This is a genomic window from Paenirhodobacter populi (assembly GCF_004022215.1).
In the GTDB taxonomy this organism is placed as follows: Bacteria; Pseudomonadota; Alphaproteobacteria; order Rhodobacterales; family Rhodobacteraceae; genus Rhodobacter; species Rhodobacter populi.
The window spans coordinates 44,437-51,497 of the sequence record NZ_SAUZ01000007.1 but is presented as its reverse complement, the minus strand read 5'-3'; the positions used below and the strand labels follow the sequence as shown (position 1 = coordinate 51,497).

Below are 7,061 nucleotides of genomic sequence, written 5' to 3'. Positions count from 1 at the left end.
TCTCGCGGCCCATCGGCCGTCCGCTGGGGGCACGGGGGGGGGCCGGCCCCCCCCACCCCCCGCCAGAGGGGGCGAGCCCCCTCTGAACACCCCGCCCGCGCCCGGTTCAGAGCTTGGCGAAGAGACGGGCGATGCGTTGCGATTCGCCTTCGAGCCCCCAGGGCGGGTTCAGCACGAACATGCCGGATCCGATCATGCCGTGGCCTTCGCGGGCAGGGGGGAAGCGCACCTCGGAGATCAGCGCCTCGGGATGCGCCCGTGCAAGGCCGCGCGCCATCGCCGCCTGATCCTGCGCGACCGCGACCGCGGGCGCGAGGATCGGATACCAGAGCGCGATCACCCCGACGTTCCATTTCCGCGCGATCTGGCCGATCAGCCTCGGGATCGTCTCGTAATCCGTTTTCACCTCCCACGAGGGGTCGATCAGCATCAGCCCGCGCCGCGGCACCGGCGGCGCCATGGCCAGCGCCATCTGCAACCCGTCCTTGTGGTGCAGGATGCCGCCATAGGGGGCCATGGCGGTGCGCAGGGCCTCGAACTCGCGCGGGTGCAGTTCGCACAGCTGGATGGAATCGATCGGCCGCAGCAGCGTCGCCGCGACCATGGGCGAGCCCGGATAGGCCGCCCGCCCATGCGCCGCGCGGGTGGCCGCGAGCGCCCGCATATAGGGGTGATCCGGCCCGAACCAGCCGAGCCGTTCGATCCGCGAAATCCCCGCCGCGGCCTCGCCGGTCTTGACCGCCTCGCTTGCGTCCAGCGCATAGGTCCCGCGGCCGGAATGGGTTTCCAGATAGCTCAGCGGTTTGTCCTTGCGGGTCATGTAGTCGATCATCACCGCCAGCAGCGCGTGCTTGTGCACATCGGCCAGATTTCCGGCGTGATAGATATGTTGATAGGACAGCATGGGGGCCTCCGCCGTATCGGTGCCTGCCCTGAATGACCTGTGCGGGCGATGCCCGCAACCCGGATGTCATGGCCGCAAAAGAAAACGGCGGCACCCAGGAGGAGGGGGTGCCGCCGTCAATCAACCAGACCCCAGGGAGGAGGAGGGGGTCCTGGCATGACTGGCGCCGCTCAGGGAGGAGGAGAGAGCAGCGCCTCCCGATGGTCCAAATGGGAGGAGGAGAACCATCGGTATAGATTGGCGGTGCCCTCAGGGAGGAGGAGGAGAGCACCGCCTTAAGCGTGGGCCCGGGAGGAGGTGGGCCTGCGCAAACACGTCGCCGAAGGGGAAAACGGCGACCCCAGGGAGGAGGAGAGGGGTCGCCGCCTTCGTAACGAGGCCTCAGGGAGGAGGAGGAGGCCATCGCATCGGCTTTCCGGCAGTGCCTTTCGGCTGGGGCCGGTATAGGGTGGCGGCGCCCTCAGGGAGGAGGAGGAGAGCGCCGCCGATTTCCGAGGCTCAGGGAGGAGGAGGAGCCTCAGGAACTTTATGTCGTTTCGGCGGGTCGGTCCGCCTTGGCTCGGGGTTGGTTTCCCTTCGCTGTTGACGCAAACATGGGCCTAATGCTGCATCTGCACAATAGGGTTGAGCCTCATCGCAGCCATGCGCGAATTGCATAACGTCTGCTGACCTATTTTTCGGCGATTTTTGGCAATGATCTTTCGTGGTGGCCCGCAAAAGAAGCATCGTGAAGTCATGTTTGCGCCATTCGCCTTGAACTTTGCGGCAAAAACGCCACAGTCCACCCCAAACATCTGGAGAATGAAATGACCCTGAGCAAGGAATCGGTGCTCGAGACGCTGCGTAATGTCGCCCTTGAACCCGGCGGGGACCCCGTTTCGCGCGGACTGATTCACGCTTTGGCGGTGGAAACGGGCGTTGTGCGCTTCGTTCTGGAGGGCGCGCCGCTGTCGGAACTCGAATCACTGCGCCCGCGGGTCGAGGCGGCGGTGAAGGAACTGCCCGGCGTGGTCAGCGTGACGGCGGTGATTCCCGCAGGCTCGGCGCCGCGCATCGGCGGCCATCCCACGCCGCAGGCGGGGCCGCTGCCGGTGGCGGGGGTGAAACATGTGATCGCCATCGGCTCGGGCAAGGGGGGCGTGGGGAAATCCACCGTCTCGGCCAATCTGGCGGTGGCGCTGTCGCGGGCGGGCAAGAAGGTCGGCCTGCTCGACGCCGATATCTACGGGCCGAGCCAGCCGCGCATGATGGGCATCAACCGCCGCCCGGCCTCGCCCGACGGCAAGACGATCCTGCCGTTGCAGGCGCATGGGCTGACGCTGATGTCGATCGGCTTCATGCTGAAGGAGGAAGAGGCGATCATCTGGCGCGGGCCGATGCTGATGGGCGCGCTGCAGCAGATGCTCGGGCAGGTCGTGTGGGATTACTACGGCGCGCTGGACGTGCTGATCGTCGATCTGCCGCCCGGCACCGGGGATATCCAGTTGTCGCTGTGCCAAAAGACCAGGATCGACGGGGCGATCATCGTGTCGACCCCGCAGGACATCGCGATGCTGGATGCGCGCAAGGCGCTGGACATGTTCCGCCGCCTGAACACGCCGGTGATCGGCCTGATCGAGAACATGTCCACCTATGTCTGCCCGAACTGCGGCCATGAGGTGCATCTGTTCGGTCATGGAGGGGTCGAGGCGGAATCGAAGCGGCTGGATATTCCCTTCCTCGGCGCGCTGCCGCTGGATCTGGAGGTCCGGCTTTCAGGCGATTCGGGCACGCCGGCCGCGACGGGCGATGGTCCTGCCGCGCAGGCCTATGCCGCGATCGCGCAGCAGCTGATCGCCTCGGGCCGGGTGTAGGCGCGCTGCCGTCGTGCGGAAAACGGGCTGGCGGGATCGCCGTGCTTCGGGCAGGGTGGCGTCATGACGCCGCGGATCATCCTGAGCGAAAGCGATATTGCCGAGGGCATGGACTGGCTCGCCGCCTGCGAGCCGCAATTCGCGCAGGTGGCGCTGTTGACCGGCCCCTGGCCCCTGCGCCGCCGCGAGGAGGGTTTCGCCGCGCTGCGCGATGCGATTCTGGGCCAGCAGGTGTCCGTCGCCTCGGCGAATGCGATGCGCGGTCGTCTTCTGGCGGCGGGGCTGGGCGCGCCCGAGGCGATCGCGGTGGCCACGGCCGAGGATCTGCGCGCCTGCGGCCTGTCGCGGCAGAAGATCGTCTATCTTCAGGCGCTCGCCCGTGCGGGGATCGACTTCAGCGCCCTGCGCGGGATGCCGGATGCGGCGGTGATGGAGCGGCTGCTGCCGCTGCCGGGAATCGGCTGCTGGACGGTCGAGATGTATCTGATCTTCGCGCTTGGCCGCTCGGACGTCTTCGCGGTGGACGATCTGGCGCTGGCCGAGGCGGCGCGTCTGCTGTTTCGCCTGCCCGCGCGGCCGAAGCGCGGCGAATTCCACGACATGGCCCTGCGGTGGTCGCCCTGGCGGGCGGTGGCCGCGCGCGGGCTCTGGGCCTACTATGCGCATCTGAAACAACGTGAGGGAGTAGCTCCGTGACGGAAGAAGTGACACGTGAGTTGAAGATCGGGCGCGTCGCGCCGAAATCGGGCACGGTGAAATCGGTGCTGGTGTTCCTGCATGGCTATGGCGCCGATGGCGCGGATCTGCTGGGTCTGGCCGAGCCGATGGCGGAACAGTTGCCGGATACGTTGTTCCTTGCGCCCGATGCGCCGGAACCCTGCCGGGGTGCGCCTTTCGGGCGTCAGTGGTTCCCGCTGCCCGGGTTCGACGATTCGGATGACGAACAGGCGGCCGCGGGCTTCGCTGCCGCGGCGCGGGATCTTGATGCCTGCCTCGACGAGATCATCGCGCAGGAGGGGATCGGGGCGGATCACCTCGCGCTCTTCGGCTTTTCGCAGGGTGCGATGATGGCACTCGAGGTCGCGCCCCGCCGGGCGGAGCGTCTGGCCGCGGTGGTGGCCTGTTCGGGGCGCCTGCTGCGGCCCGAGAAACTGGCGAAGGATACCAAGACGAAACCGCCGGTCCTGCTGCTGCATGGCGATGCGGATCCGGTGGTGCCGTTCGAGAATATGGGGCTGGCGGGCGACGCGCTGGTCTCCGAAGGGTTCGAGACCTATGCCCATGTGATGCGCGGCACGGCGCACGGGATCGCCCCCGATGGCCTTGCGGTCGCGCTGTCGTTCCTGAAGGACCGGCTCTAGCCCTGTCACGCCTCTGTCATCCGGGGCTGCGATCTTTCGGCCGTGGTGATCTGGCGCAGATTGCGGGGCTTGTCAGATGCAAAACGCCATATATAGTCGGACCGATGGCGGAGGTCTTCGGCGGCCCCGCCCGGATCGCGCATCGAGGCAAGGATGGATCCGTGATGCTAGACGGATGTGACAGGTCGGTTTTCGCAGTCGCGCCCCGGGGGATGACCCGCCCGGCGCGCGGCGGGATCGTGCCCTGTCCCGACTCTGCGCACAGTCGCCCGCGGATGCCGCAACCGGGGGTGACGATCTGGCGTGAGGCGATAGCCCAGATGCCGGTTCGGGTCCGGAATGATCGAGACAGACCGATGAAGCGCGTGGCCGACACGCGCTTTTTTCATGTCCGGGGCAGGGCGCCGGGGAAGGAGGCCGCATGATGACGCAAAACCTCAACGGGTTGAGGACGCTTGTCCTCAACGCCGACATGCAGCCGCTGAGCTGGGCACCGCTTTCGGTCTGGAGCTGGGAAGACGCCTTTGTCGCCGTCCACCGGGAACGGGTCATTCAGGTCAAGACCTACGACGATGTGGTGGTCCATTCCGCCTCGCGCACCTATGAGGTGCCGGCGGTGGTGGCGCTGAAACGCTACCGCAAACGCAAGAAGGTGGCCTTCACCCGCTACCATCTGTTCCTGCGCGACGAATTCACCTGCCAGTATTGCGGCCAGCGCTTCGCGGCGAAGGAGCTGACCTTCGACCATGTGGTGCCGCGCTCGAAAGGCGGCAGTTCGAGCTGGACGAATATCGTTGCCTCCTGCAGCGCCGACAATCTGCGCAAGGCCAATCTGACGGTGAAACAGGCGGGGATGAAGCTCTTGCGCCGCCCGTTCGAGCCGACGGTGCATCAACTCGATCAGGCCGCCCGCCGCCTGCCGTTCACCAAGGGTGAGCTGCACCAGACCTGGATGGACTTCCTCTACTGGGATGCCGAGATCATCACCGATTAGGCCGGGACAGGACCGCGCGATCCGGGTGGGCTTCCGTCAACGGGCGCAAGGTTCGGACGTTGCCTGAGCAGGGCGGTTGCCCGAAACGACAGAAGGCAGCCCGGAGGCTGCCTTCCATAGGTGCTTCGGTGAAGAAGCGGATTATTCAGCCGCGAACTTCGTCGCGAACTCGCCGCACCAATCGGTGGGCTTGACGACCGGCCAGTAACCGCGGCTGTCGGCATCCTTTTGGGTGACCGGCGGATTCGCGCGGCACAGGCCGGCATCGGAGAGCTGGCTGTCGGAGTTGGCGGCATGGTTTTCATAGAACGCACAGGCGTTGCAGTTATGAGCCATGATAACCTCCTGGCTGGCTGATGGTGGATTGCTGGCTGGCTTTCGGCTGGCTTGCTGTCTGATGAACACCATATAGGGGCCGCGTCGGGGTCGTCAAGTTTTTTCTTTTATTATCAAATAGTTGAGTGATTTCCTCGGGGACTTTCGCCTGACTGTTTCGGTTGGATTTGGGTTTTGTCAGGGTCCCGAAGGCGGGGAAATTGAGGTCGCCACCGGAATAGCCCGCGCAATCAGCACGTTGGGACGCCGGTGCCGCGACGGCCTGCCGTCCCTGCCCGGAGGCGGAGAACTTTCCTATCGTCGGCGCGCCCGTGACAGTGGAACAATTCTCCCTTCCGCCGCCTTGGCGAAACGTGGCTGCCAAGTTGGCGCCCCGTCCGTTCCGGGCCGTGGTTTTCGCTTCCGCGCTTTCGTTCGGGGGCCTTATCATCGGCCAAAGCCGGATTTCAGCGCGCGGCTGAGCAAGCGAAAGGAACGGACCGATGACCCGACGGGGCGACACCAGCGGCGCGACCGGGATCTGGTCCGTGCCGGAGCGGCCAAAGAGGGCGATCCACGGCGCCATCGGCGCGGGGGAGGACTGGCGTTCCCGTGTCCTGCCGCGGCGGCAGGATTGAAAGCCGGGACCCCATCGCAGATGACCGCCGATCTTTCCCCGCCCCGTGACGATTTCCCCGATATCGACGCCGTCGTGCGCGAGCTTGCCGCCGCGCGCCATGACTGGCGTTCGGCGCATCACCGGCTGAACGAACCCGGCCCGCGCGAGCTTCCGTCCCGCGAACGGGTGGCCGAGATTGTCGAGGCCCTGCGCGGCGTGCTGTATCCGATGCGGCTCGGCCCCGCCGACCTGCGGCAGGAGCATGAAAACCGCTATGTCGCGCTGACGCTGGACACCGCACTCGGGGTGCTGCTGGAACAGGTGCGGCTGGAGCTTGCGTGGGAGGCGCGCCATATCGCCGCCGAGGGGGCCGCGCCGCTGCCGCGCGGCGCCGAGGCCATCGTCACCGATTTCGCCAACGGGCTGAGCGATATCCGGCGCCTGCTCGACACCGATGTGCTTGCGGCCTTCAACGCCGATCCCGCCGCCCGCAGCGTCGATGAGGTGCTGCTGTGCTATCCCGGCATTCAGGCGCTGATCCATTACCGGATCGCGCATCGGCTGCATCTGCTGGGGGTGCCGCTGATCGCGCGGATGGTGTCGGAACTGGCGCATGGCGCGACGGGCATCGACATCCACCCCGGCGCGACGATCGGTGAACGCTTCTTCATCGACCACGGCACCGGCATCGTGATCGGCGCGACGGCGATCATCGGCGACCGGGTGCAGATCTATCAGGCCGTCACGCTTGGCGCCAAGAGCTTCCCGACCGATGCCGAGGGCCGCGCGATCAAGGGCGCGCCGCGCCATCCGATCGTCGAGGACGATGTGGTCATCTATTCCGGCGCGACGGTGCTGGGCCGCGTCACCATCGGGCAGGGGGCCATTCTGGGCGGCTCGGTCTGGGTGACGGAGGATGTGGCCCCGCACACCATCGTTTCGCAGGCGCGGATGCGCTCGGTCGGGCAGCCGGAGGAACGCAGGACCGCCTGAGGCATCGGGCGCCGCGCATCAA

8 protein-coding genes are annotated in these 7,061 nt (G+C 66.6%); 6 read left to right on the top strand and 2 right to left on the bottom strand.

What is annotated here, in order from left to right:
- Nucleotides 1-106: 106 nt before the first annotated feature.
- Nucleotides 107-904 carry a 23S rRNA (adenine(2030)-N(6))-methyltransferase RlmJ gene (rlmJ, locus tag D2T30_RS07875; protein ID WP_128208425.1) on the bottom strand — a complete coding sequence of 266 codons (798 nt, stop codon included), beginning with the start codon at nucleotides 902-904 and terminating at the stop codon, nucleotides 107-109.
- Between the two features lie 806 nt (nucleotides 905-1,710).
- On the opposite strand from rlmJ, the gene D2T30_RS07870 reads away from it, so the two are divergent.
- The 4 genes from D2T30_RS07870 (at nucleotide 1,711) to D2T30_RS07855 (ending at nucleotide 5,112) form a co-directional block, all read left to right on the top strand.
- Complete coding sequence (locus D2T30_RS07870; protein WP_128208424.1) at nucleotides 1,711-2,757, top strand: Mrp/NBP35 family ATP-binding protein; 1,047 nt, start codon at nucleotides 1,711-1,713, stop codon at nucleotides 2,755-2,757.
- Nucleotides 2,758-2,820: 63 nt separating this feature from the next.
- Complete coding sequence (locus D2T30_RS07865) at nucleotides 2,821-3,453, top strand: DNA-3-methyladenine glycosylase family protein (RefSeq protein WP_128208423.1); 633 nt, start codon at nucleotides 2,821-2,823, stop codon at nucleotides 3,451-3,453.
- Between the two features lie 8 nt (nucleotides 3,454-3,461).
- Nucleotides 3,462-4,118, top strand: coding sequence for an alpha/beta hydrolase (locus D2T30_RS07860; RefSeq protein WP_128208428.1), 657 nt, complete (start codon nucleotides 3,462-3,464; stop codon nucleotides 4,116-4,118).
- A 421-nt stretch (nucleotides 4,119-4,539) separates the two neighbouring features.
- On the top strand, nucleotides 4,540-5,112 hold the full coding sequence (locus D2T30_RS07855) for an HNH endonuclease (RefSeq protein ID WP_241560567.1): 573 nt from the start codon (nucleotides 4,540-4,542) through the stop codon (nucleotides 5,110-5,112).
- Between the two features lie 141 nt (nucleotides 5,113-5,253).
- Here the strand turns inward: D2T30_RS07855 and D2T30_RS07850 are convergent, their stop codons facing one another.
- The gene (locus D2T30_RS07850) at nucleotides 5,254-5,448 is read right to left on the bottom strand and encodes a hypothetical protein (RefSeq protein WP_128181317.1); all 195 of its coding nucleotides are present in this window, start codon (nucleotides 5,446-5,448) and stop codon (nucleotides 5,254-5,256) included.
- 482 nt (nucleotides 5,449-5,930) lie between these two features.
- Between D2T30_RS07850 and D2T30_RS23915 the strand changes: the two genes are divergently transcribed.
- Together D2T30_RS23915 and epsC are read left to right on the top strand one after the other, a co-directional pair.
- Nucleotides 5,931-6,065 (top strand): hypothetical protein, encoded by a 135-nt coding sequence (locus tag D2T30_RS23915; RefSeq protein WP_277749552.1) that lies wholly within the window; start codon nucleotides 5,931-5,933, stop codon nucleotides 6,063-6,065.
- Nucleotides 6,066-6,085: 20 nt separating this feature from the next.
- Nucleotides 6,086-7,039, top strand: a complete 954-nt coding sequence (gene epsC, locus D2T30_RS07845; protein ID WP_128208422.1) for a serine O-acetyltransferase EpsC — start codon at nucleotides 6,086-6,088, stop codon at nucleotides 7,037-7,039.
- Nucleotides 7,040-7,061 lie beyond the last annotated feature (22 nt).

Bases quoted from the DNA above. Each gene is read 5' to 3' on its own strand.
- epsC (WP_128208422.1), top strand. From the start codon at position 6,086: ATGACCGCCGATCTTTCCCCGCCCCGTGACGATTTCCCCGATATCGAC.
- D2T30_RS07865 (WP_128208423.1), top strand. From the start codon at position 2,821: ATGACGCCGCGGATCATCCTGAGCGAAAGCGATATTGCCGAGGGCATG.
- D2T30_RS07855 (WP_241560567.1), top strand. From the start codon at position 4,540: ATGATGACGCAAAACCTCAACGGGTTGAGGACGCTTGTCCTCAACGCC.
- D2T30_RS23915 (WP_277749552.1), top strand. From the start codon at position 5,931: ATGACCCGACGGGGCGACACCAGCGGCGCGACCGGGATCTGGTCCGTG.
- D2T30_RS07850 (WP_128181317.1), bottom strand. From the start codon at position 5,448: ATGGCTCATAACTGCAACGCCTGTGCGTTCTATGAAAACCATGCCGCC.
- D2T30_RS07870 (WP_128208424.1), top strand. From the start codon at position 1,711: ATGACCCTGAGCAAGGAATCGGTGCTCGAGACGCTGCGTAATGTCGCC.
- rlmJ (WP_128208425.1), bottom strand. From the start codon at position 904: ATGCTGTCCTATCAACATATCTATCACGCCGGAAATCTGGCCGATGTG.